This window comes from Nocardia sp. NPDC047654 (assembly GCF_043205035.1).
In the GTDB taxonomy this organism is placed as follows: domain Bacteria; phylum Actinomycetota; class Actinomycetes; order Mycobacteriales; family Mycobacteriaceae; genus Nocardia.
In genome coordinates this window covers 1595113-1616527 of the sequence record NZ_JBIDDF010000001.1, presented here as the reverse complement: position 1 = coordinate 1616527, position 21415 = coordinate 1595113, and the positions used below count along the sequence as shown (strand labels likewise).

At 69.6% G+C, this 21415-nt stretch carries 23 protein-coding genes; 16 read left to right on the top strand and 7 right to left on the bottom strand.

Annotation, left to right across the window (positions count from 1 at the left end; genetic code table 11):
* The first annotated feature begins 48 nt into the window (after positions 1 to 48).
* A complete protein-coding gene (locus tag ACGF7Y_RS07675; RefSeq protein WP_393230463.1) occupies positions 49 to 1470 on the top strand; it encodes an amino acid permease in 1422 nt (473 codons plus the stop codon).
* Position 1471: 1 nt separating this feature from the next.
* Here ACGF7Y_RS07675 and ACGF7Y_RS07670 read toward each other — a convergent pair whose 3' ends face one another.
* A complete protein-coding gene (locus ACGF7Y_RS07670) occupies positions 1472 to 2347 on the bottom strand; it encodes a VOC family protein (RefSeq protein WP_393230460.1) in 876 nt (291 codons plus the stop codon).
* 85 nt (positions 2348 to 2432) lie between these two features.
* Here ACGF7Y_RS07670 and ACGF7Y_RS07665 point away from each other — a divergent pair, with 85 nt between their 5' ends.
* The 3 genes from ACGF7Y_RS07665 to ACGF7Y_RS07655 all read left to right on the top strand — a co-directional run bounded on the left by ACGF7Y_RS07665 (position 2433) and on the right by ACGF7Y_RS07655 (position 5290).
* On the top strand, positions 2433 to 3383 hold the full coding sequence (locus ACGF7Y_RS07665; protein WP_393230457.1) for an Lrp/AsnC family transcriptional regulator: 951 nt from the start codon (positions 2433 to 2435) through the stop codon (positions 3381 to 3383).
* 202 nt (positions 3384 to 3585) lie between these two features.
* Positions 3586 to 4203, top strand: coding sequence for an HAD family hydrolase (locus ACGF7Y_RS07660; RefSeq protein ID WP_393230454.1), 618 nt, complete (start codon positions 3586 to 3588; stop codon positions 4201 to 4203).
* Between the two features lie 229 nt (positions 4204 to 4432).
* Positions 4433 to 5290, top strand: coding sequence for a helix-turn-helix transcriptional regulator (locus ACGF7Y_RS07655; RefSeq protein ID WP_393230451.1), 858 nt, complete (start codon positions 4433 to 4435; stop codon positions 5288 to 5290).
* Here the strand turns inward: ACGF7Y_RS07655 and ACGF7Y_RS07650 are convergent.
* Positions 5287 to 7572 carry an ATP-binding cassette domain-containing protein gene (locus ACGF7Y_RS07650; protein ID WP_393230449.1) on the bottom strand — a complete coding sequence of 762 codons (2286 nt, stop codon included), beginning with the start codon at positions 7570 to 7572 and terminating at the stop codon, positions 5287 to 5289. The genes ACGF7Y_RS07655 and ACGF7Y_RS07650 overlap by 4 nt on opposite strands.
* A gap of 356 nt (positions 7573 to 7928) precedes the next feature.
* On the opposite strand from ACGF7Y_RS07650, the gene ACGF7Y_RS07645 reads away from it, so the two are divergent.
* The gene (locus tag ACGF7Y_RS07645; RefSeq protein WP_393230446.1) at positions 7929 to 8129 is read left to right on the top strand and encodes a hypothetical protein; all 201 of its coding nucleotides are present in this window, start codon (positions 7929 to 7931) and stop codon (positions 8127 to 8129) included.
* Complete coding sequence (locus ACGF7Y_RS07640) at positions 8126 to 8530, top strand: hypothetical protein (RefSeq protein WP_393230443.1); 405 nt, start codon at positions 8126 to 8128, stop codon at positions 8528 to 8530. The genes ACGF7Y_RS07645 and ACGF7Y_RS07640 overlap by 4 nt, the downstream gene beginning before the upstream one ends.
* 15 nt (positions 8531 to 8545) lie before the next feature.
* Here the strand turns inward: ACGF7Y_RS07640 and ACGF7Y_RS07635 are convergent, their stop codons facing one another.
* From ACGF7Y_RS07635 to ACGF7Y_RS07625, 3 genes are read right to left on the bottom strand one after another with little or no spacing between them, the layout of a single operon-like run.
* Positions 8546 to 9430 carry an LLM class F420-dependent oxidoreductase gene (locus ACGF7Y_RS07635; protein WP_393230440.1) on the bottom strand — a complete coding sequence of 295 codons (885 nt, stop codon included), beginning with the start codon at positions 9428 to 9430 and terminating at the stop codon, positions 8546 to 8548.
* Positions 9431 to 9478: 48 nt separating this feature from the next.
* The gene (locus ACGF7Y_RS07630) at positions 9479 to 9682 is read right to left on the bottom strand and encodes a hypothetical protein (RefSeq protein WP_393230437.1); all 204 of its coding nucleotides are present in this window, start codon (positions 9680 to 9682) and stop codon (positions 9479 to 9481) included.
* A gap of 10 nt (positions 9683 to 9692) precedes the next feature.
* Positions 9693 to 10769 (bottom strand): SDR family oxidoreductase, encoded by a 1077-nt coding sequence (locus ACGF7Y_RS07625; RefSeq protein WP_393230434.1) that lies wholly within the window; start codon positions 10767 to 10769, stop codon positions 9693 to 9695.
* 107 nt (positions 10770 to 10876) lie between these two features.
* Between ACGF7Y_RS07625 and ACGF7Y_RS07620 the strand changes: the two genes are divergently transcribed.
* From ACGF7Y_RS07620 to ACGF7Y_RS07605, 4 genes are all read left to right on the top strand, one after another.
* Positions 10877 to 11506, top strand: coding sequence for a TetR/AcrR family transcriptional regulator (locus ACGF7Y_RS07620; RefSeq protein ID WP_393230432.1), 630 nt, complete (start codon positions 10877 to 10879; stop codon positions 11504 to 11506).
* Positions 11507 to 11564: 58 nt separating this feature from the next.
* Positions 11565 to 11876, top strand: a complete 312-nt coding sequence (locus ACGF7Y_RS07615; RefSeq protein ID WP_393230429.1) for a nuclear transport factor 2 family protein — start codon at positions 11565 to 11567, stop codon at positions 11874 to 11876.
* A gap of 43 nt (positions 11877 to 11919) precedes the next feature.
* Complete coding sequence (locus ACGF7Y_RS07610; protein WP_393230426.1) at positions 11920 to 13059, top strand: alkaline phosphatase family protein; 1140 nt, start codon at positions 11920 to 11922, stop codon at positions 13057 to 13059.
* A 79-nt stretch (positions 13060 to 13138) separates the two neighbouring features.
* Positions 13139 to 13462, top strand: coding sequence for a hypothetical protein (locus tag ACGF7Y_RS07605; RefSeq protein WP_062969045.1), 324 nt, complete (start codon positions 13139 to 13141; stop codon positions 13460 to 13462).
* Between the two features lie 4 nt (positions 13463 to 13466).
* Here the strand turns inward: ACGF7Y_RS07605 and ACGF7Y_RS07600 are convergent, their stop codons facing one another.
* Complete coding sequence (locus ACGF7Y_RS07600; RefSeq protein WP_393230423.1) at positions 13467 to 13889, bottom strand: MmcQ/YjbR family DNA-binding protein; 423 nt, start codon at positions 13887 to 13889, stop codon at positions 13467 to 13469.
* 142 nt (positions 13890 to 14031) lie between these two features.
* On the opposite strand from ACGF7Y_RS07600, the gene ACGF7Y_RS07595 reads away from it, so the two are divergent.
* On the top strand, positions 14032 to 15246 hold the full coding sequence (locus ACGF7Y_RS07595; protein ID WP_393230420.1) for a transcriptional regulator: 1215 nt from the start codon (positions 14032 to 14034) through the stop codon (positions 15244 to 15246).
* A 71-nt stretch (positions 15247 to 15317) separates the two neighbouring features.
* Positions 15318 to 15809, top strand: coding sequence for a DUF779 domain-containing protein (locus ACGF7Y_RS07590; RefSeq protein WP_245548956.1), 492 nt, complete (start codon positions 15318 to 15320; stop codon positions 15807 to 15809).
* A 63-nt stretch (positions 15810 to 15872) separates the two neighbouring features.
* On the opposite strand, the gene ACGF7Y_RS07585 is transcribed toward ACGF7Y_RS07590, so the two are convergent.
* On the bottom strand, positions 15873 to 17426 hold the full coding sequence (locus tag ACGF7Y_RS07585) for a succinic semialdehyde dehydrogenase (protein ID WP_393230417.1): 1554 nt from the start codon (positions 17424 to 17426) through the stop codon (positions 15873 to 15875).
* 249 nt (positions 17427 to 17675) lie between these two features.
* Here ACGF7Y_RS07585 and ACGF7Y_RS07580 point away from each other — a divergent pair, with 249 nt between their 5' ends.
* Genes ACGF7Y_RS07580 through ACGF7Y_RS07565 form a run of 4 tightly spaced genes read left to right on the top strand, consistent with a single transcriptional unit; the run spans position 17676 to position 21412 of the window.
* Positions 17676 to 20033 (top strand): nitrate- and nitrite sensing domain-containing protein, encoded by a 2358-nt coding sequence (locus ACGF7Y_RS07580; protein ID WP_393230414.1) that lies wholly within the window; start codon positions 17676 to 17678, stop codon positions 20031 to 20033.
* Between the two features lie 2 nt (positions 20034 to 20035).
* On the top strand, positions 20036 to 20449 hold the full coding sequence (locus ACGF7Y_RS07575; RefSeq protein WP_393230411.1) for a roadblock/LC7 domain-containing protein: 414 nt from the start codon (positions 20036 to 20038) through the stop codon (positions 20447 to 20449).
* A gap of 8 nt (positions 20450 to 20457) precedes the next feature.
* Positions 20458 to 20832, top strand: coding sequence for a DUF742 domain-containing protein (locus tag ACGF7Y_RS07570; RefSeq protein ID WP_040866768.1), 375 nt, complete (start codon positions 20458 to 20460; stop codon positions 20830 to 20832).
* The gene (locus ACGF7Y_RS07565) at positions 20813 to 21412 is read left to right on the top strand and encodes an ATP/GTP-binding protein (protein ID WP_040866767.1); all 600 of its coding nucleotides are present in this window, start codon (positions 20813 to 20815) and stop codon (positions 21410 to 21412) included. Before ACGF7Y_RS07570 ends, ACGF7Y_RS07565 begins: the two co-directional genes overlap by 20 nt.
* Positions 21413 to 21415 lie beyond the last annotated feature (3 nt).

The window sequence follows — 21415 nt, the reverse complement described above, 5'->3', positions numbered from 1 at the left end:
GGTTCGGCACACCGGCCGTGACCGACGGACTGTTCTCGTAAGGGAGTCATGACCACCGCATCCGCCCGGCGATGGCGCCGCCGACTGCCCGACACCACGACCCAGGCGGGCGCTCCCACGCTCGCGCGCAGGCTCGGCCGACTCGATCTCACCGCCATGGGCGTCGGCACCATCGTCGGCGCGGGCATCTTCGTCATCACCGGCGTCGCCGCCGCGGAGAAGGCCGGCCCCGCTATCGTGCTGTCGTTCGTCTTGGCCGGAGCGGTGTGCGCGCTGGTGGCGTTGTGCTACAGCGAACTCGCGGCGATGGTGCCGGTCTCCGGCAGCGCGTACACCTACACCTACGCGACCCTCGGCGAAGCACCGGCGTTCCTGGTCGGCTGGAACCTGCTGCTGGAGTTCGTCATCGCGGGCGCCGCGGTGGCGATCGGCTGGTCCGGGACCACGGTCTCCGCGCTGGACTCCCTGTTCGGCATCACCATCCCGCACGCACTCGTCGCCGGGCCCGCCGAAGGCGGCGTGGTGAACCTGCCCGCCGTCCTGATCGTCGCCGCCGTCGTCGCGGTGCTGGTCGGCGAGGTGACATTCACCGCGCGCATCACCAAGGCGCTGGTCGGGGTAACCATCGGCGTGCTCGTGCTGGTGGTCGCCGTCGGCGCCCCGCACGCGAGCGTGGACAACTGGACCCCGTTCGCGCCGTTCGGCGTCGGGGGCATCATCGGCGGCGCGGCGATCGCGTTCTTCGCCTTCCTCGGCTTCGACGTGGTCGCCGCGTCGGCGGAGGAGGCCCGCGACCCACGCCGCGACGTACCGTTCGCCATCATCGGCACGGTACTCATCGCCACTGTGCTCTACGCGCTGGTCAGCGCCGTGCTCACCGGCATGGTGCCGTTCGCCACGCTGAACAACGGCGCGCCGATCGCCACCGCGTTCGGCGCGGTGCGGATCGGATGGATCGGCGACGTCATCGTGATCGCCTCGATCATCGCGCTCACCAAGGGCCTGCTGCTGATCGTCTACGCGCAGGTGCGATTGATGTTCGCGATGTGCCGCGACCGGCTGCTGCCCTACCGCCTCGCGGCCACTGGGAAACGGGCCACGCCGGTGCGGCTGACGCTGCTGCTGGGCGTGCTGGGCGCGGTCATCGCGGGACTGCTGCCGATCGACATCGTGGTCGAACTGGTGAACATCGGCGCGCTGTCGTCGTTCGCGGTGGTGTGCGTGGGCGTGCTGGTGTTGCGCCGGGCGGAGCCCGAGCGCGAGCGCCCGTTCCGCACCCCGCTGGTGCCGGTGGTTCCGTTGCTCGCGCTGTTCGGCTGCGTCCTGCTCGCGACCACCCTGGAGGCGCTGACCTGGGTGCGGTTCGGCGTGTGGGTCCTGGTCGGCATCGCGGTCTACCTCGGATACGGACGCAAGCGCTCCACGCTCGCCGAGCCACGACCCGCCGCAGGCCCGCCGGCTGGGGCCTGACTCAGCCCGCCACGAAGAACAGGCCCGCGCCGTAGGCATCCCGTGCGGAGACGAAGAAACCCTCGTCCCTCTCCCGAACCGGTACACCCGCGTTCCCGACGATGTCGCGTGCGACGGCCGGATCGTGCACCGCGATGGTCATGGCGGCCAGGTACGACGGCGCGGGCGCCGGTTCGCCCGGCAGCACGGCGGGGGCCTCGGACGCGCGTACCAACTCCAGCCGCCCCGCGCCCATCTCCAACACGGTCAGCGGTCCCTCGCGGACGGCCTGCACAGCCAAGATGCGGCTGTAGCGTACGACGATCGCGTCGAACTCGGCGTCGGCCGCGACGATGAGCACGGCGGCGATGGCGCGGGCGCCGTTCGGGTGCGACAGGTAGCGCGGCTGGTGCACATATTCACGGGTCAGATGCTGGGCGACGCCCAGCATCGCCTCCGGCGTCGCACGCGGGTCCACGTGCACGGCCCGCGCGCGCACCACACGAACGCCGTCCTCGGTCGCGACGTCGCGCTCCAGGTCGAGCACGCCGGTGGCGGGCACGCCCGCCGCAGCGAGCTGTCGCCGCGCCGCTTCGGCGTCACCGGTCTCGAGGTTGAGCAGGCGGAAGCCCTCGTACGCGTCGGCCATCGCCTTGGTGTGCCATGGATCCGGCGCGGATTCGTCCACGATACCGAGCAATTCGAGGTAGGCCCCGCCGAACAACGCGCACCGGTTGGCCGTGCAACCGGGCGTGGGGGGTTCGCCCGGGCGCGCGCTCAGCAGGTGCCGCGAACGGGGACTCAGCGTGAACCCGAGATCGAGATAGCGGCGTTCCAGGCCGTCCAGATCGCGGGTCAGGATTCCGGTGTGGTGGATGGCGTCGATCGGTTTCTGCACACGGGCGATGCTGGTCCTACCGGCGCCGCGCCGCCCGTCACCGAGGAGGATTCGGCGGAATCCGGCATTGTCCTACCCTGACGTGGTGGATTCGGTCACCTTGGACGACGTCGACCGAAGACTGCTGCACGCCTTGCAGCTCGACGGCCGGGCGCCGTTCAGCAGGCTCGCGCCCGTGCTGGAGGTCTCCGAGCGCACGCTGGCCCGCCGCTACCGGCGGCTACTCGACACGGGCGGCCTGCGGGTGACCGGGGTCGCCGATAGCGGGCACGTGGGCCACGCCGAGTGGCTGGTCCGCCTGCGGGTCCGGCCGGATGCCACCGCCGCGCTGGCCCGCGCGCTGGCGCGCCGCGCCGATACCGCCTGGGTGACGGTCATCGCCGGTGGAGCGGAACTGACCTGCCTTTTCCGTGTCCCCGGCGACGCTCCCCTGCCCGAGCTGGCCCGCCATCCGGCCGTCCAGGCGGTGGACGCCCAGCGCGTCTTGCGGCACGTCATGCGACACCGCTGGCGGGAACGGATGTCGGCGCTGTCGGCCGAGCAGAGCGCGGTCATCCGTGCGCCGCGCGCGGACCGAGCCGCGCCCGTGGCGCCGAGCGAACTGGATCAGCGTCTGCTGCCCGCGCTGGCCGCCGACGGGCGGGCAGCCTATCCACGGCTCGCGCGCGCCGTCGGGTGGTCGGAATCCGCGGTGCGGCGGCGGGTGGAGGAATTGCGTCACGCCCGGGTGCTCGGATTCGATGTCGAGATCGATCCCGCACTGTTCGGGTTCACGGTGCAAAGCCTGCTCTGGCTCACCGTCACGCCCGCGAACCTGGTCACCGTCGCGACCACGCTCGGCGCCGATCCGGAGGCGGCGTTCGTCGGCGCCACCACCGGGCCGCACAATCTGCTGGTGTGCACTGTCTGCCGCGACACCGATGCCCTGTTCCGCTACACAACCGAGCGGATCGGGGCTCTGAGCGGGATAGATCGCATGGAGATCAGCCCGATCAGTGGCTACGCCAAGCGCACCGCGCCACCGATCCGCACCTGACGCAGGTTCGCGTCCGATGCCGAAATATGCGGTCGCACATCCGGTTACGTGACATCGAGTGCATCGGTGGTTCCACGTGAAGCACGGCAGCACCGCCACACCGTTCGGACAGCCCCACGGCCCACACACCCGCGCGCGGCGGAGTTGTGAATCACAACAGCCCGACCGGCACGCCGCCACGCGGGCGATTAGGGTCGATCAAGTGACCTGGACCGTGGGCTTCGACCTCGACATGACGCTGATCGACTCGCGGCCCGGCGTCGCGCGGGCCATCGACCTGCTCGGCGCGGAGTTCGGCCTGCCGCTGTGCGGGTCGACGTTCGCCGATCGGCTCGGCCCACCGCTGGCCACCCTGCTCGTCGAAGCGGGCGCGCCGGAGGAACTCGTCCCAGCGCTGGTGACCCGCTACCGGGCGCTGTATCCGACGCTCGTGTCGACCATCCCCCCGATGCCCGGCGCGCAGTCCGCGCTGGCGGCCGTCGAGGCCCGCAACGGACGGGTACTCGTGGTCACCGGCAAGCATGCCCCGCTGGCACAGCTGCATATCACCGAACTCGGTTGGCGCATCGACCACCTCGCGGGCGACCTCTGGTCGGCGGGCAAGGCGGCGACACTGCGCGAGCAGGGCGCGGACCTCTTCGTCGGCGACCACGTCGGCGACATGAACGGCGCGCGGGCCGCGGATGTCTTCGCGGTCGGCGTCAGCACCGGACCGTGCTCGGCCGACGAACTGCGGGCGGCGGGCGCGGATGTGGTCCTCACCGACCTCACCGAGTTCCCCGCCTGGCTCGCGACGGAGTTCGGCGCGGTCACCGCCTAGCGGGGCGTCAACCCCCTCCGGCGGCGCCCGCAGCCGTGGCGAACGGGCGACGACGCGCGTGCGGCCGACCTCCCTCGTTGTTCTCGCTGGGCACCGAGCGCGGAAATCCGGTGGCGCCCCACTACGGCGGGGGCACCGCAGGCAACCGCGGCACCGGTCCATCAGGGCTGCCACCTCCCGGGAGCAGCGGTCCTACCCCGGCGACCACCGGCTGCGGCATGATCGACATGTGGATCGAACCGAACTGGCCGCGTTGCTCAGGCAGGCGCGCGACCAAGTGCGTCCGGGCGATGTCGGATTGCCCGCGGGCGCGCGTAGGCAGGTGCGGGGGTTGCGCCGCGAGGAGGTCGCCCAACTCGCCGGCGTCAGCGTGGACTATGTGGTGCGCCTGGAACAAGGGCGCGGCCCCCGTCCGTCCACCGCGGTGCTGGCCGCGCTCGCCCGCGCACTGCGGCTCAACGACGAGGACCGCACGCTGCTGTTCCAGCTCGCCGGCGCGGCGCCGCCGCAGGAGGGCCGCATCGACATGGTGGTGCGGCCGAGCGTCTTGCGCCTGCTGGACCGGATGGCGGATCTGCCCGCACTGGTGCTGTCGGCCAAAGCCGATGTGCTGGCCTGGAATCCGATGGCGACCGCGCTGCTCGGCGATTTCTCCGCATGGCCGCCCGCCCAGCGCAACATCATCTGGCAGCGCTTTCTCGGCACCGAGCCGGGACGGGTCGCGATGACGCCCGCCGAGGCCGAGAACGCGGCGTCGTTCTCCGTCGCCAGCCTGCGCAGCGCCCGCGCCCGCTATCCCGACGATCCCGGCCTCCTGCGCTTGGTCTCCGAACTGCGTTCCCGCAGTCCACGCTTCGAGCAGCTGTGGACCGCACGGCGATCCGGGCAGTGGCGCAGCGCGACCAAGACGATCGAACACCCGGATCTCGGCGCGCTGCGGCTGGACTGCGACACCTTGCTGGTCCCGGACACCGACCAGGCGGTCGTGGTCTACTCGGCGGCGGCAGGCAGCCGGGAGGCGTCGGCGCTGGAACTGCTGCGGGTGACCGGGACTCAGCAGTTCACGGTGCCGAAGCCCGCCGGCTAGCTACCCGCCTTGTAGCGGCGCAGGTATTCGCCGGTGAGCGAGGACGGATGCGCGAGCAACTCGGCGGGCGTCCCGGTGAAGACGATCTCGCCGCCGCCCTTGCCGCCGTCTGGACCGAGATCGATCACCCAGTCGGAGTGGGCGACCACGTCGAGATTGTGCTCGATCACCACGACGGTATTGCCGCGGTCGACCAGACCGTCCATCAGTGCGAGCAGCGTGTCCACATCGGACATGTGCAGCCCGGTGGTGGGTTCGTCGAGCACGTAGACGCTGCCGGTGTTCTGCAACTGGGTCGCCAATTTGATGCGCTGCCGCTCTCCGCCGGAGAGCGTGCTCATCGCCTGCCCCAGGCTGAGATAGTCAAGGCCCACCTCGTTCATGGTGCGCAGCTTGGTGTGCAGCGCCTTCTCGGCGAAGAATCCGAGCGCCTCCTCGGCCGACATCTCCAGCACGTCGGCGATGGATTTGCCGCGCAGCGTCAGGGCGAGCACCTCATCGGAGAAGCGCCGTCCGTCGCAGGCGTCGCAGTGGGTGGTCACCGGGTCCATGTAGGCGATCTCGGTGATGATCACGCCGCGGCCCTCGCACTGCTCGCACGCGCCCGCCGAATTGAAGCTGAACAGGCCCGCGGACTCCCCCGTCGCCTTGGCGAACAGCTTGCGAATGGGGTCCATCAACCCGAGGTAGGTCGCGGGCGTGGACCGGGACGACGCCGCGATGGGCGACTGGTCCACGAAGATCGCCTCGGGGTACTCCTTCACGAACACGTCCCGGATGAGGCTGCTCTTGCCCGAGCCCGCGACGCCGGTGACACAGGTCAAGACGCCGGTGGGGATCCCGACCGTCACGTTCTTGAGATTGTGCACCGCCGCACGCTCGATGAGCAGCTCACCGGTGCCCGTACGAAAGGAGTCCTTCACCCGGAAGGGCCTGCGCAGACCGGCGCCGGTAGGGGTGTCGGCGGTCCGCAGGTCGGCGAAACTGCCCTGGAACACCACTTGCCCGCCGTGCACGCCCGCGCGCGGCCCGACATCGACGACATGGTCGGCGATCTGGATGACATCTGGATCGTGTTCCACCACGATCACCGTGTTCCCCTTGTCCCGCAGCGCTTTCAGCAGGTCGTTCAACCGGCCCACATCCCGTGGGTGCAGCCCGACGCTGGGTTCGTCGAAGATGTAGGTCAGTCCGATCAGCGTGCTGGACAGATGCTTGATCATCTTCAGCCGCTGCCCTTCGCCGCCGGAGAGGGTCGAGGTCGGCCGGTCCAGGCTCAGATAGCCCAGCCCGATGTCGGCCACCCGCCGCAGCCCGGTGCGGATGGCGCGGGCCAGGCCGACGGCGGCCGGATCGGTGATCTCGTCGAGCACCTCGATCAGATCGGTGACCTGCAAGCGCGCCCAGTCCGCGATGGTGCGCCCGTGGATCTTCGTAGCCAGGGCCGCCTGGTTCAGCCGGGCGCCCGCGCAGGTCGGACAGACCCCCTCGGTGAGGAATTGCCGCATCTGCTCGCGGGTCTTCTCACTCAGCGTGGAGGTGTCGCGCTGCAACCGGGTCCGCGTGAATTTCGTGGCCAGACCCTCGTAATTCGCCTTCCAGGTGCCTTTGCTGAAGGTCAGCTCGACCTTGCCGCCGGTGCCGTAGAGCAGGTCGTGGAGTTCTTCGCCGGTGTAGTCGGTCAGCGTCTTGTCCGGGTCGAAGCGGCCGGACTTGCCATAGAGTTGCCAATCTCCGCTGCCCACGCCGTATCCCGGCAGCAGTATCGCGCCTTCGTTCAGCGACTTCGTCCGGTCGAGCAGCCGATCGGGGTCGGCGCGCACGGTGACCCCGAGACCGTCGCAGTCCGGGCACATGCCCTGCGGCACATTGAACGAGTAGTTGTAGACGAATCCCGCCGAGGGCGAACCGAATCGGGCGAACATGGCCCGCACCATCGAGAAGATGTCGGTCATGGTGCCGACCGTGGATCGCGGGCCACCGCCCACCGGCTGCTGATCGATGATCACCGGCGCGGTGAGATTCTCGATGGCCTCGGCGTGCGGGCGTTCGTAGCGGGGCAGGAAATTGAGGATGAACGCCGGGAACGTGGCGTAGAGCTGGCGCTGCGATTCGACGGCGATGGTGTCGAAGACGATCGAGGATTTGCCCGAGCCGGAGACGCCGGTGAAGACGGTGATCTTGTTCTTCGGGATCTCGAGCGACACGTCGCGCAGATTGTGCTCACTGGCTCCCAGGACCCGGATGGCGTCGAGCGTTGAGGTGGATTCGGCGAAAGGCATACCGCACACCTTGCCACTCCGTACCGACAAAATGCCGCGGCAAATGTGACCTAAATCACAATAACTGCCGGTGGAGTCGCCGTGGCCGTCCTCTGAAAGGTGGCGCTGCGCGATGACTTCCACGACCCACCGGCGCCACCCCGCGCCCTGGCGACGAATTTCTGCATCGGGACCGACGGGGCCCAGCGTGCGCATTCGTGAAACCACCGGTGGACATGCCGAGATCTACTCGGCCGCAGCGGATCTCCTGCTCGGGTCACGAATGCGGCGACGGCTCGTGCGGCGCCACACCCGCCCGGACGCAAGCCCGCTCGAGCGCCCTCCCCAGAGGCGCAACGCCCCGCTAGAGTCGGGGCATGCCGTCGCTTCGGGAGCACAGACCGCGAAAGGCCACCGTCACGCTGCCCGACGACATCGTCGCGCGGCCGCAACCGGGCAGCCTGGTTCCGCGAGACGTTCACGGCGGCAGGCTTTTCGCGCCGAGAGCCGTCGCCGCACCAGGACCACCGCCGTTATCCGGCCGGGAGGTGGACGCACCTCACGCCGACGCGGCGTGAAGTTGCGAGCCTTCGGCGGCGTCGTCTTCGACGCCGCGGCGGTCGTCGCGTTCACCAACCGCGCCGACTATGCCCAGGCGATCGTCTGGGCGACGGTCGACGCGGGGAACACCATCGTCGTTCCGAGCACCGTGCTCGCGGCGGCGCGCACGCACATCCCGGCCGACCGGCTCGACATCCTCGCCGTGCTGGTCGGCTTGCCGCACACCGTGGTCCCGGCGTTCGACCGAACCGTGAACCCGGCCGGCGAGCCCGGCGGTGCCTGCTCTGCCGCCGACGCCATGGTCGCTGCCGGTCATGTCACCCGCGAGGCGGTCGCACGCACCTGGCCCTGCCTGACCAGCAGGCCGAGAAGACTGCGGCAGATCGATCCGCGCGTCATCGTCGACCGGCTGCCGTGAACCGCGGGCGGCGGATCAGCGCAGCAACGGGATGACGGCGGCGAACTTCTCCATGCTGTCCTCGAGGACGGTGACGTAGCTGATGCCGTAACGGTCGCGCCGATCGCGCAGGTGGTCGGCCATCTCCTCGGGGGTGCCCATGAGCAGGATCGGGTGCTCCTCCGGGGAGTCGGCGACGTCCGGCGGCAGCGCCGGACCGAAGACCTCCAGGACGCTCGCGCGTTCCTCCGGCGGGACCACCCGCTGCACCAGGATGTTGAACTCGACCTTGTCCAGCCGCGCACCGAGCAGTTCCCGCACGTAGGCGACGCGCTCCTCGATCTCGGCGAGCCCGGCCATCTGCAGCGGTCCGCCGTTGCGCGCGGCCGCGGCCCCGGTGAAGGCGATGATGTCGGCGTGCCGCGCGGCGACGGCGAGCAACCGATCACCCCATCCGCCGATGAGCACGGGCGGACCCGACGGTTGGGCGGGCTGCGGCTGATACTCCGGGTCGGAGAACAGGCGGCGCAACGTGATCACCGTCTGCTCCAGGTGCTCGACGCGCTTGCTCCCGCTTTCGAACGGGATGCCCGCGGCCTCGAATTCCGCCTGCACGTAGCCGGCGCCGAGCCCGAGTTCGACGCGCCCGTCGGTGAACTGATCGGCGCCTGCCACGTCGCGGGCCAGCAGGACCGGATTGTAGAACGCGGTGTTGAGCACGAAGGTGTTCACCCGCACCCGTTCGGTCGCCTCGGCGGCCAGGATCATCGCGGGGAACGGCGCGGGCAGGCCGAGATGATCGGCGACGCCGACCACGTCGAAGCCGAGTTCTTCTGCCCGGCGGCACTTTTCGATCCAATTCGACCGAGCCTCGGGGACCACCATGTTGACACCGAACCGGAAGGGGCGCTGCGCAGTCACGTGTTCTGTCTAGCGAATCACGCCGGAAGGCCGCACGCCGGGGCCGGTTCAGCACTGGGCCTGCATGCCCGCCACCACCACCGCGACGCCGAGCAGTGCGAGGAGGGTGGCGGCCACCGGCAACGGGCGGCGCCACGTCCGCCGGACCGAGCCCGGAATCCCGTGCCGAGCGGAGTTCCCGCGCGCGGACCGGCGGGCGAACCAACGCCGCGTCATCGCGACCGTGGTGATGATCAATGTCGCGATCAGCATGCCCACCCCCTCAGACGCGCGCGGCGGCCGGCGCGGCGGCCGGCGCGGCGGACCTGCGCCGCGGCGCCGCGACGATCCCGCGCTGCAGCAGGCTTTCCGCGGTGTCCACCACGGATTCCCGCACCGGACGCATGGTCCAGCCGAGTTCGCGCCCGGCTTTGTCGGCGCTGAGCGACTCGGTGCGCCCCAGGCTCGGCAGTGTCAGCCGGACGCCCTTGTCGAACAGCGCGACACAACGCACTACCCAGTTCGGCAGCCGTCTGGTCGGCACCCGGAATCCACGCGGCCCGTATTCCTCGGCGAGAATGCGCGCCATATCCTCCATCCACAGGTGCTCGCCCGCGCAGATGTAGCGGTTGCCGGCGGCAGCCGGGGTCTCCAGCGCGAGCCGGTGCGCCGCGGCGAGATCACGCACGTCCACCGGCGCCCAGCCGACCCGCGGCGTGCCGGGTACGTCTCCGGCCAGCAACCGCCGCACGGGCTCGTGCGAGGTGCTCGTCGCCGCCGACAGCAACGGTCCGAGCACCATGCCCGGATTGACGACGACCAGTTCGAATCGCTCGGCGGCCGGGAGTTGCGCGACGAAATCCCAGGCCGCCCGCTCGGCGAGCGTCTTGCTCTTCTGATAGGCGGGGCTGCGCTCGACCACCGTCCAGTCGGCCTCGGTGCGCAGGGCGTCCTCGGTGTGACCGTAGGCGATCGCGGCGATCGAGGAGGTGAGCACCACGCGGCGGACGGTGCCCGCGGCGGCGCAGGCGCGCAGCACCCGCAGAGTCCCTTCGACCGCGGTGTCGACGAGTTCGCGCTCGTCGTCGGGCGGCGTGGCGGGGAACGGAGAGGCGACGTGCAATACGCCGACGCTGCCCGCCACGGCGGCCGCCCAGCCTTCGTCGCCGTTCAGATCGGCTTGCGCGAACTCCAGTTCGCCGCCGGTGCGGCGGGCCAGTTCCACCAGGTGCGCTCGTTTGCCGGCGCCGGCGAGGTCGCGGATCGTCGCGCGCACGGCGTAACCGTGTTCCAGCAAATCGGCGATGACGTGGCCTGCGACGAATCCTGTTGCGCCGGTGACCGTTACCCGTGTGCTCATGTGCTCATCCCTCTCCTCGAGTGATACCGCGGCCGCCATCTGAGCGCCGCTCAGATAATCTAAGCACCGCATAGTTAGGTTGTCCAGGACGCGTCGCATACGCTCGGATGGTGACGCGGACCAGTTACCATCACGGCGCCTTGCGCGACGCGCTGCTGGCCGCCTGCCTGCGATTGATCGAGACGGAAGGACTCGCGGCGGTCAGCCTGCGCCGCGTGGCGCGCGAGGCAGGGGTGAGCACGGCGGCGCCGTACCACCACTTCCCCGACCGGGCCGCCCTGCTCGCGACGCTGTCCACCCAGGGCTTCCAGTTACTCGGAACGCGACTGGCGGCGGCCCGCGCCGAGGCCGAAACGCCGATGGCCGCCCTGACCGCGCTGGCGAACGCCTACGTGCGGTTCTCCCGCGAGCACCCGGCGTACTTCCGCTTGATGTTCCGGCCCGAACTCTCCCAGCCCGACAAGCATCCCGACACCATGGCGGCGGGCGACGCGGCGTTCGGCGTCCTGGCCGACGCGATCGCGGAGTGTGTCCGCGCGGGAGCGCTGCCCGCCGACAAGGCCGACACGTTGGCGGTCATGTTCTGGGGGCTCGGCCACGGGCTGGCCTCGCTGTGGCTGGACGGCCAACTGGAGAAACGCGCGGGCCAGTTCGGCACGAACGCCGCGGCGTTGGTGGACGATGTCATGCGAACCTTCGCAGCTCTGATCGAGCCGAGCACGACGCCGCTGACCTAGAGTAGACGCCAGGCATTTGCTGTCCGATGCTTCCCACCGATCCGAGAGGACGACACGGATGACCGCGCAGCTGGATCCGACGGTGCAGGAGTTCGTCGACGCGCTCAACGCCAACGATCAGGACCGGTTCTACGCGGTGCTCACCGACGATGCCACCATGTCCGACGACGGTGTGGAGCGCGACCTCGCGCAGTGGACCGGAGCGGAGATCTTCGACAGCAACGCCCGCATGCGGGTCGAGTCCATCGGCGACAACGGCACCGAACTGGTTGCCGACTACACCAATTCGCGGTGGGGCTCGATGCGGACCACCTGGCGATTCGTCCTGCGCGACGGCAAGGTGAGCCGTTTCGAGACCGGACAGGCGTGAATACCCTTGCCAGGCACCCACCGACATTGACATTCTGACCTTCGTGTTCGTCGCGCCGCGTTACGGTACCGGTTCCCTGGCCGATGTGTTCCCCTCCGTCCTCGCCGGTCTGGGCGTGCCGGACGAGGAAGACCGCCTAGGGCTGGGTCTGAATGCCGACCGGGTCTGCGTCCTGCTGGTGGACGGGCTCGGCTACCGGGATCTCGTCGCCAATCCCACTGCGGCGCCGTTCCTGTCCGGCCTCGCGCCGGTCCGGCTCACGGCCGGTTTCCCCACGACGACGGCCACCAGCCTCGCCTCGCTCGGGGTGGGCGTTCCGCCGGGCGAGCACGGGATCGTGGGCTATCTGTTCCACCTCCCCGGCTACGACCGGCTGTTCACCCCGCTGTCCTGGCGGCTGCACGGCGTGCCGAAGTCCGATCTGCGCAAGGAATTGATCCCGGCGGAGTTCCAGCCCCGCACAACCGTTTTCCAGCGCGCCGTCGCCGACGGCATCGCCGTCGCACAGGTGTCGCCGCGCGATCAGGCCGGATCGGGACTGACCGAGGCGGTGCTGCGCGGTTGCCGGTTCCTCCCCCAGCTGTCGTTCGGCGATCTCGTCGCCGGTGTGAGCGAGGCATTACGGGCCGGGCCGCGCTCACTGGTCTACACCTACCACGGCGATCTCGACCTGACCGGACACGTGCGCGGCCCGTCGTCGCGGGCGTGGGAATTGGAACTGGCCAACACCGACCGGCTCGCCGCCGCGCTCGCCGCTGAGCTGCCCCCGGGTGCGGCGCTGCTGGTCACCGCCGACCACGGCATGGTGCAGATGGACGACAGCATCGATTTCGACACCACACCCGTCCTGCAAGAAGGCGTCCGGGCGCTCGGCGGGGAAGCGCGGGCCCGGCACGTCTACACCGTGCCGGGCGCCGAATCCGACGTCGCGGCGGCCTGGCAGGCCGCACTCGGCCCTGACTTCGAGGTGCTCGACAAGGAGGAGACCGTGGCCCGAGGCTGGTTCGGCCCCACCGTCGACCCCGCGATCGCCCAGCGCATCGGCGATCTGGTCGTGCTCGCGCGAGGGCGGCGTGGTGTCATCCGCAGCGGCGTCGAACCATTGCAGTCGTCGCTGGTCGGGCAGCACGGTTCGCTCACTCCGGCGGAAGTGGAGGTGCCGCTGTGCGTCTTCCGTGCCTAGCGCCCGTCTTCGGTGAACAGCGCTCTAGTCTGGAGTCCGATCGCGGCGGGTGTCGCCGCCGACCCTTCAGGAGGAGCCCATGAACGCCACGCTGTCACGGACCGGTCGGACCGGCCTCGGGTTCGCGATGGTCGCCATGGCCCTCACCGGCTGCACCGACATCGAACGCGCCCTCAACCGCGGTGGCGACACCCCGTGCAGCGAGTACGTCAAGCAGGATCAGGACACCAAGCGCACGACGATCACCAAGTTCGTCAAGCAGCAGAGCCAGGACGACCGCGAGCCCGCGGGGACCGTGGTGGACGCGACGATGGTGTCGGTCGACCTGCTGTGCGGCGCCCAGGCCAACACCGACACCCCCATCAAGAACGCCGACGTGGCCGGGATCTTCATCCGGAAGTGACCGCTCAGCGCGGCGGATGGGCGGCCAGCCAGTCCGCCGCGCGCTTGCGTGAGGCCCGCGACAGCCAGGCGTCCTGGATGACCTCGGTGAGTTCTCGACGGCTCAGTTCGCCGAGGCGGGCGGCACGCACCAGCACCGAGGGATGGCCGTCGAAATGCCCCGTGGTGAAGAACGGCGAGCCGGGGTCCTGCACCAGCGCCTGTTTGTCGGACTCCGACGGCACCCAGATCACGATCACATCGGCGTAGCGCTCGCCGGTCACCGGGTCCACGGCGTCCGGACGGGGAGTGCGGAAGAACACGAACGACTTGCCCCCGACCTGATAGACCGGGTTACCGCGCGGTCCGTCGGCGCGTGTGACATGGGGCATGCCCGAGGCCACCTCGTGCACATCGGCGAGCCGTGCCCGCTCGAAACCGGTCGCCATGCCAGCAGCCTAGGGCGTCGCGGCCCACTTCGCTCGAAAGCGCGGGCGACCGGCCGGTAGGGCTGCGGGCGCTCGCCACGCCGGTCGGCGTACGCCAGAATGAGAGGGAGAATTCGAGCTCACACGACGACGGGTCTTCCACGTGGCACAGTTCCGCGCCCTCACACAGCAGCGGGTCGAACTGGAAAGAGAATGGGAGCGTTGGGCGACGGCTCCGCGGGCGGTACCCCGCCCCCGGAACACCGTCCTGCGCAACGACGTAGCACAATCCTGGCGGCGCTCGCTGCACACCGTCGATCCCGGTCGCACGATCGCGCCGGGTGTGGACGACATCGGTGATCGCTGGGCCGCGTCGCCACTGCGCGAACCGGTGACGGCACTGGCGGGTGAACTGCGCGCCATCACCGAGGATTCCGGGTATCTGGCGGTGGTCACCGACAGCGCGGGCACCGTGTTGTGGTCCTGCGGTGACCGCACGCTGCGCAGGCAGGCCGAGCAGGTCAACCTCGCGCCGGGCGGATGCTGGGACGAAAGCCATATGGGCACCACCGGCTTGGCGCTCGCGCTGCACACCGACCGCCCCGCCTCGGTGTTCTCCGCCGAGCACCTGATCGCCGCACTGCACGGCTGGGTTTGCTATTCCGCGCCGATCCACGGACCCGACGGCAGGCAGGTCGGCGCGCTGGATCTGTCGAGTTCCTGGGACCGCTCGCATCCCGCGGTGCTCACCTCGGTGCGAGCGCTGGTGACGGCCGTGGAGACGATGCTGCGCACCGCCGAGCCCGCGCCCGAGCCGGGGATCCGGCTGGAGTGCCTGGGCGCCGCACGGCTGGTACGCGACGGGCTGCCGCTGCCGCTGCCGCCTCGCCAGCTGGAGATCCTCGCCCTGCTGGCGATGCAGCCGGACGGCTTCACCCCGGAGCAATTGCACGCCGCCCTGTACGGCGATCGGTCGGTGTCCAGCAGCACGCTCAAAGCCGATGTCTCGCATCTGCGCCGCGCGATCGGCGGTGCGATCAGCAACCGCCGTTACGCGCTGACCGGTCCGGTGTCCTGCGACGCCGTCGACCTGTTCGCCGCCATCACCGCTGGTGACACCACCTCGGCGGTGTGGCTGTACCGGGGGCCGCTGCTGCCCGGGTCGGAGGCGCCCGGCGTGCTGCAGTGGCGCGACTACCTCGATGTCGGCGTGCGGACCGCCGTGCTCGCCGGTGACCGAGCCGAGCACGCGGTGGCCTTCGGCGAACGCGCGCCCCGTGATGTCGCGGTACACGAGCACGCGCTGCGATTGCTCCCGCCCGGCGACGTGCGCCGCGCGGTGGTCGCGGCTCGGCTGCATACGGCGTTGCGCGACTGACGCTTTCACACCAACCTCGCACCAACCTCCGCGGACCATAGTGAATCGGTCCGAGATATCTGCGAGGAATCATGAGCTACACCAGACCGGGGGCGGGACTGCGGCATCGCCGACTACCCGACGCAGCCCGGCCGCGTCCGCCACGCCGGTCGAACGGCATGGGGACGCATCGAACGCACCGGGTGGACATCACCGACCGCGCCAGGGCGGTCTTGCGCAGCGTGATCGATCAGCACGGAGCCGTGCTGCTGCACCAGTCCGCCGGACACCGCGACAGCGACTCGCCACGGTGCCTGCCCATCCGGGAGTCCAGGATCGACCGCGCCGACGTCCTGCTGGGAAATCTGCCCTGGCACACCGAAGTGTGGATCAGCGGCGAGCAGTACGAGCACTGGAAGCACACCCACCTCACCGTGGATGTGGCCGAAGCACCCGGCGGCCGTGCTTCCGACGCGCTCGAGGACACACGTTTCGTCATCAGATCACGGCTGCTCACCGACGAGGAAGCAGCGGCGCTGGCGGCCGGAGGGCCGCCGCGCACCGGAGCCGACCGGTTGGCGTGACCCTGCACGAACCGGCGGGTCGTCCGCCCGGGTGGGCACGACCACCCGGGCGGACTTCGTGTGTCAACGCCCGGGCAGGAAACGCAGGCTGCGCGCAACGGTCATCAGGAACGGCTGCCACTTGTCCTTCGGGAACAGCTTCGGCGCATCGAGATTCATGAAGCGGGTAACCACGATCGACTGCGGTTCGGTGAACTCGAGCAGGCCGTCGGGCCCGTGGCGACGCCCCACACCGGAGATGCCCATTCCGCCCATCGGGGCGCCGGTGGTGCCCCACGCCGGCGCGTAGCCCTCGTCCACACAGACCGTGCCCGCGTGCAGCCGCGCCGCGATCCGCTCGCCTTCGGACTTGCTCGCCGCCCACACCGAAGCGTTGAGGCCGTAGTCGGTGTCGTTGGCCAGGCGCACCGCCTCCTCGACACTGTCGACCGGATAGATCGACACCAGCGGGCCGAAGGTCTCGTTGCGACCGCATTCCATCTCGTCGGTCACGTCGCCGAGCACGGTCGGCTCGAAGAACAGCGGACCCAGGTCCGGGCGGGCCTTGCCGCCGGTGAGCACCTTCGCCCCCTTCGAGGTGGCGTCCGCGACGTGCTTGGACACCGTTTCCAGTTGCGCTTCGGAGATAAGGCTGCCGATGTCGGCCGAATAGTCGTAGGCGGCGCCGAGTTTCGCGGCGTGTACGGCGGCGACGAATTTCTCGGTGAACGCGGCGGCGACCTGCCGCTGGACATAGAGCCGCTCGATGGAGATGCACAGCTGCCCGGCATTGGAGAAACAGGCGCGCACGGCCGCCTTGGCGGCCTTGTCCAGGTCGGCGCCCGCGGCGACGATCATCGGGTTCTTGCCGCCGAGTTCGGCGGAGAAGCCGATCAGCCTGCGGCCGCACTGTTCGGCCAGGGTGCGGCCGGTCGCCGAGGAACCGGTGAACATCAGGTAGTCGCAGTCCTCGACGATCGCGGTGCCGACCACGCCGCCCGGCCCGGGGACGACCGCGAGCAGCTCGCGCGGCAGGCCTGCTCGGTAGAGCAGCTCGGCGCCGGCCAGCGTGGAGAACGGGGTCTGGCTGTCGGGCTTGACCACCACGGCGTTGCCTGCGATGAGCGCCGGAATGGAATCGCCGATCGACAGCAGCAGCGGGTAGTTCCACGGGGCGATGACGCCGACCACACCTTTGGGCTGATACCGGACCGAGGCGCGGTTGAGCACGGGGAAGGCGCCCGCCACCCGGTGGGTGTCCAGCACGCTCGGGGCGATCTTGGCGAAATAGCGGGCCGCGAACATCAGGCCCATGATCTCCTCCTGGGCCGCCCAGCGGGCTTTGCCGGTCTCGGCCTGCACCACGTCCATCAGGAATTCGCGGTGCTCCACCACCAGAGCGCGGTAACGGTCCAGCACGGCGGCGCGTTCGGCGACCGGACGGGCCGCCCAGCGCTGCTGCGCGGCCCTGGCTTTGTCGAAGGCGGCGGTGACGTCGGCCGGCGTGCCGACCGGCACGCTGCCCAGGGGCTTTCCGGTGAACGTCTCGGCGATCGTCCTGCGCGGACGGTCCGCGGGCGCCTCGATCGCGGCCAGCGCGCTGAGGCGGTCGAATACATCGGCTTCCGGCGCGGGCATCGTTGCCTCCTACTTGTGGGTAACTTTGAGATACACACAATCTACGCCCGATATCGCCCGTCATGAACCCACTGTGGACGGATTGCGCAGCACGCCGTCCGTGGCCGCCTCGGCGTCGAATACCTCTTGGTTCGGGCGTGGCCGGGTGACGATCCCCGGTAGCTCACAGTTTTCCCGGTCGAGTCAAATCGAGTCCCACTCACCGGGACCGGCTGTCCGTATCGCCGGGTCGTGGTTTACGTTATGCCGATGTTCAGAGCGAGGCTCGGGGTCCGCACCCGGATTCTGGCTATCGCGCTCATTCCGAGTCTGACTCTGCTGTTGGCAGGCATGGGCGCCGCCGGCTACCTGGTAGCCGAAGGAACCAAGGCGAAGGACTGGGCCGCGGCGAGCCAGAAGGCCATCGCGGTGACCAGCGAGGTCATGGACGCGATCGAGCAGGAACGCTACCTCACCCTCGCCCAGCTGTCCGGCGACGACACTCTCACGTCCGCGCTCGGCCCCGCGCGCATGCGCGTGGACGCGTCGGTGCGAAACCTGCTCGCGACCTCCGCGAACCTGCGCGACGTCGACGACACGAAGATCACCGAGAAGGACGCCGACCTCGTCATGCTGACGCAGAGCCTGACGACGGTGCGCTCCGCCGCCGACGCGGGCGCACTGCCGATTCCGGACGCGTACATGTTCTACAACCGGTTGCTCGATCCGATCTCCGCAGGCGCCCAGTCCACCGTGCGGACCGCGCCGGAGAGCGAGATCGCCGTGGGCACCGTGGCAGGCATCCGCTTGTTCTACGTGAGCGAGGCGATGTCACGCAGCAACGCCCTCGGCGCGGTCTACCTCCACGGCACCACTCCCCCGCCCATCCCGCTCGATGAGTACATCCGCCAGACCGGCTTCTACCACACCGAAATCGCCATGCTCATCACCGAATTGGACGGCCCGATCAAGGCCCGCCTGCAGGCGCTGTCCACCGGTACGGCGTGGCAACAACTGACCGCGATGGAGAATGCCATCATCCAGCGCGTCAGCGCCGCGGCGGCTTCCGCCACCACATCGCCCCCTGCGGCGAGCGCGAGCACCGGCACACGGCAATCGAACTTGCCTCCGCTTCCGCTGAGCACCGACGAATGGCACCGCGCGGCAGCCGAGGTCGGCCACGGGCTGCTCGACGCATGGTCGGAGTACAACCGGGATGTCCAGGAGGCCGCCGAAGACAAGGCCGCCGCCGCGGCGACCAGATCCGCCGTGACGGGTGGCGGCATGCTCGTGATCGGCGTTCTGGTGCTCGTCATCGCGGTTGCCTTGGCCAACCGCGTCATTCGCAGGCTGAAGCGGCTGCGGGGAGAAACGCTCGCGCTGGCCGACGAGCGGCTGCCCGACATGATGCGCAGGTTGCGCGACGGCGAAGCTGTCGATCCCGCCGCGGAGTCCCCGAACCTGGACTACGGCAGCGACGAGATCGGCCAAGTGGCCAAGGCGTTCCAGCACGCCCATTCCGCTGCCGTCTCCGCGGCGGTGGCCGAGGCTCGTACCCGCGAGGGCGTGAAGGCGGTATTCCTGAACATCGCGCACCGCAGCCAGATCGTGGTACACCGGCAGCTGGAGATACTCGACGAAGCCGAGCAGCGACAGGAAGACCCCGTCCTGCTCGACACCCTGTTCCGTCTCGACCACCTCGCGACCCGGGAGCGGCGCAACGCCGAGAACCTCACCATCCTCGGCGGCGGCAAGCCGGGCAGGCAGTGGCGCAACCCGGTCCCGCTGGTCGACCTGGTGCGCAGCGCCGTCGGTGAGACCCTCGACTACGCCCGGGTGCGGGTGACCCGGCTGCCCGAAGTCCACGTGCTCGGCGCCGTGGTCGCCGACCTCATCCACCTGCTCGCCGAACTGGTGGACAACGCCACCTCCTTCTCGCCGCCGCAGTCGCGTGTCGAGGTGACCGGCAATGTGGTGGGCAAAGGTGTCGTGGTCGAAATCGGCGACCAGGGCATGGGCATGTCCGAAGCCGACCTGGCCAAGATGAACGAGACGCTGCGCAATCCACCGGATTTCGGCGTGGCGACCCTGTCGGCCGACTCCCGGTTGGGATTGTTCGTGGTCGCGCAGCTGGCGGCGCGCCACGGTATCGCGGTGCGGCTGTCGGACTCCGATTACGGCGGCATCAAGGCCATCGTGCTCGTTCCCTCCGCCCTCATCGCGGCCGATTCGGGCGTGCCGCAGACACCGGCGGAGCTCACCGATCCCGGCAGTCGCCGCAAGCTCATCACCACGCCCGCGATCGCGACGGAGACGGCGAATTCCGCGCAGACCCCGTCGTCGTCGGTCGCGACGCTGCCGGTCGAATCCGCCGCGCCCCCGCGCTACGCCCCTCGCCCGTACACCGAGGCTCCGACGCAACCGGGTTCCGACGGTCGCCCGCCGTTGCCGCGGCGCCATCGACAGACCAATATCGCACCGCAATTGGCGCAGTCGGCCCAGGAGCAGCAAGGCGCCTCCGCGCAAGCTCCCCGCTCCGCCGAGCAGGCCCGTGATCTGATGTCCGCCATCGAGAACGGAACCAGGCAGGGCCGCCGCGCCACCATCCCCGACGAACAGGAAGGCTAGGGGTGTCCGCTTCTCCCGCAGGTGATCTCAATTGGCTGCTCGACGATCTCGTCGACCGGCTGGCCGGCGTGCGCCACGCGGTGGTGCTGTCCACCGACGGGCTACTACTCGGCCGCTCCAGCAGTATGAACCGCGAGGACGCCGAACACTTCGGCGCGATGTCCTCGGCGCTCTACGGGCTGGCGCGCAGCGCGGGCAACCGGTTCGACGGCGGCGGCGTCCGCCAGGCGGTCATCGAACTCGACCGCGCGGTGCTGTTCGTGACCTCGGCGGGCGACAACGCCTGCCTGGCACTGCAAGCCGCCGAGTCGGCCAATCTCGGCATGGTGGCCTACGAGATGAATCTGACGGTCCAGCGCGTCGGCAGCTATCTGTCCACGACCGCACGCCAAGACCTCGTCGGACATGTCGAGTAAGACCTGCCATGACCCATCCGCGTGAGCCCTGGTTCGACGAGGCGGCCGGCCCTCTGGTGCGTCCCTACGCGGTCACGCGCGGGCGCACCAGCGGCGCGGGGCCCGAACTGGATATGCTCACCACCGTGATCGCGGACTCCTCCGCGGCCACACTGCGACGCAGCGAACCCGAGTACGCCGATATCCTTCGCCTGTGCCGGGTTTCGCAGACCGTCGCAGAAGTCTCCGCACAGTTGCGTTTGCCGCTGGCGGTGACGAAGATCCTCGTCGGTGATCTGATCGGCGACGGGCAACTGATCTTCCGCGCTCCCGTTCCGACGGAGGCCGGACCCGATGACCTCAACATATTGCGAGCGGTACTGGATGGAATCCGAAAACTTTGACCCGAGCGGCACACCGCAACTGGCCGCGTCGGTCAAGATCCTCGTCGCCGGCGGGTTCGGCGTCGGCAAGACCACCATGGTCTCGGCGATCAGCGAAGTCGCGCCACTGCGCACCGAGGAACTGATCACCGAGGTGAGCACCGGAATCGACGATCTGTCCGGCGTCGAGCAGAAGTCCACGACCACGGTCGCGCTGGACTTCGGCAGGCTCACCATCGACCGCGACCTGGTGCTCTACCTGTTCGGTACACCGGGCCAGGACCGGTTCTGGTTCCTGTGGGACGAACTGGCGCGCGGCGCGCTCGGCGCCGTCGTCCTGGCCGATACCCGCAGGCTCGGCAACTCTTTCGCGTCCGTGGACTTCTTCGAGCGCCGCGGTCTGCCGTTCATGGTGGGCGTCAACTGCTTCGACGGCGCACCGCGCTACACCAACGACGAAGTACGCGACGCCCTCGACCTCGACTCGGCCACCCCCGTCATGCTCTGCGACGCGCGCGACCGAGGGTCGTGCAAGGATGTCCTGCTCACCCTCGTCGAACACCTCATCCAGCGGGCACAACGCGCACACGCCACCACCTGAGGG

What these genes read in the sequence shown, in the direction of transcription:
- ACGF7Y_RS07675 (WP_393230463.1), top strand. Translation starts at nt 49, where the DNA reads ATGACCACCGCATCCGCCCGGCGATGGCGCCGCCGACTGCCCGACACC.
- ACGF7Y_RS07650 (WP_393230449.1), bottom strand. Translation starts at nt 7,572, where the DNA reads ATGCCTTTCGCCGAATCCACCTCAACGCTCGACGCCATCCGGGTCCTG.
- ACGF7Y_RS07645 (WP_393230446.1), top strand. Translation starts at nt 7,929, where the DNA reads ATGCCGTCGCTTCGGGAGCACAGACCGCGAAAGGCCACCGTCACGCTG.
- ACGF7Y_RS07630 (WP_393230437.1), bottom strand. Translation starts at nt 9,682, where the DNA reads ATGCTGATCGCGACATTGATCATCACCACGGTCGCGATGACGCGGCGT.
- ACGF7Y_RS07625 (WP_393230434.1), bottom strand. Translation starts at nt 10,769, where the DNA reads ATGAGCACACGGGTAACGGTCACCGGCGCAACAGGATTCGTCGCAGGC.
- ACGF7Y_RS07620 (WP_393230432.1), top strand. Translation starts at nt 10,877, where the DNA reads ATGGTGACGCGGACCAGTTACCATCACGGCGCCTTGCGCGACGCGCTG.
- ACGF7Y_RS07615 (WP_393230429.1), top strand. Translation starts at nt 11,565, where the DNA reads ATGACCGCGCAGCTGGATCCGACGGTGCAGGAGTTCGTCGACGCGCTC.
- ACGF7Y_RS07605 (WP_062969045.1), top strand. Translation starts at nt 13,139, where the DNA reads ATGAACGCCACGCTGTCACGGACCGGTCGGACCGGCCTCGGGTTCGCG.
- ACGF7Y_RS07600 (WP_393230423.1), bottom strand. Translation starts at nt 13,889, where the DNA reads ATGGCGACCGGTTTCGAGCGGGCACGGCTCGCCGATGTGCACGAGGTG.
- ACGF7Y_RS07590 (WP_245548956.1), top strand. Translation starts at nt 15,318, where the DNA reads ATGAGCTACACCAGACCGGGGGCGGGACTGCGGCATCGCCGACTACCC.
- ACGF7Y_RS07585 (WP_393230417.1), bottom strand. Translation starts at nt 17,426, where the DNA reads ATGCCCGCGCCGGAAGCCGATGTATTCGACCGCCTCAGCGCGCTGGCC.
- ACGF7Y_RS07580 (WP_393230414.1), top strand. Translation starts at nt 17,676, where the DNA reads ATGTTCAGAGCGAGGCTCGGGGTCCGCACCCGGATTCTGGCTATCGCG.
- ACGF7Y_RS07570 (WP_040866768.1), top strand. Translation starts at nt 20,458, where the DNA reads ATGACCCATCCGCGTGAGCCCTGGTTCGACGAGGCGGCCGGCCCTCTG.
- ACGF7Y_RS07565 (WP_040866767.1), top strand. Translation starts at nt 20,813, where the DNA reads ATGGAATCCGAAAACTTTGACCCGAGCGGCACACCGCAACTGGCCGCG.